The sequence below is a fragment of the Chloroflexaceae bacterium genome, from assembly GCA_025057155.1.
In the GTDB taxonomy this organism is placed as follows: domain Bacteria; phylum Chloroflexota; class Chloroflexia; order Chloroflexales; family Chloroflexaceae; genus JACAEO01.
On sequence record JANWYD010000137.1, the window covers coordinates 1 to 574 of the forward strand.

Below are 574 nucleotides of genomic sequence, written 5' to 3' on the forward strand. Positions count from 1 at the left end.
TTACCTTGACCCCGACCACGAGTATTTCCGCCTCTCACCTGATCAACTACTCCAGCGTTTCCTCCCGGCGCTGGCGCGGGTCAACCCGCATTTCGATCCGTCGTGGGTGCGGGCGTACTGGCTCCACCGCGAACCCTACGCGCAGCCGATTGTGCCGGTTAACCACGCACGCAACATTCCGCCGCTGGCAACCCAGCTGCGCGGTCTGTTCTGGGCAAGCATGAGCCAGGTCTATCCCTGGGACCGGGGAACGAACTATGCGGTCGAACTGGGTCGTCGCGTGGCGGCGGAGTGCCATCAGTACGCTGAGATGCTGCGGCTGCGCGGCGGCGGCGTGGCGCTGCGCGCACCATAATGCGTATGGCAGACGCAACGACAGCCTGGGTCACAGCCATCGGCGGCGCACTCATGATCGCACTGGCGGCGCTGCTGCCCTGGTTCCGCCTGCGACTCGGCGGGAAACCGTGGGATGACGTGTTCCGCGATCCGCGACTGCGCCGCATTGCGCGCATCCAGGAGCGCCTGGCGCAGGGGTCGCTCGGCGCGATGGGCGCGGGGTTTCTGGTTTCCGGCG

At 66.9% G+C, this 574-nt stretch carries 2 protein-coding genes; both read left to right on the plus strand.

Annotated features, from left to right (window positions below):
• Positions 1-355 (plus strand): oxidoreductase (locus NZU74_20675; GenBank protein MCS6883739.1); only part of this gene is annotated, 355 nt, incomplete at its 5' end.
• A 5-nt stretch (positions 356-360) separates the two neighbouring features.
• A partial coding sequence (locus tag NZU74_20680; GenBank protein MCS6883740.1) for a hypothetical protein occupies positions 361-574 on the plus strand: 214 nt, incomplete at its 3' end.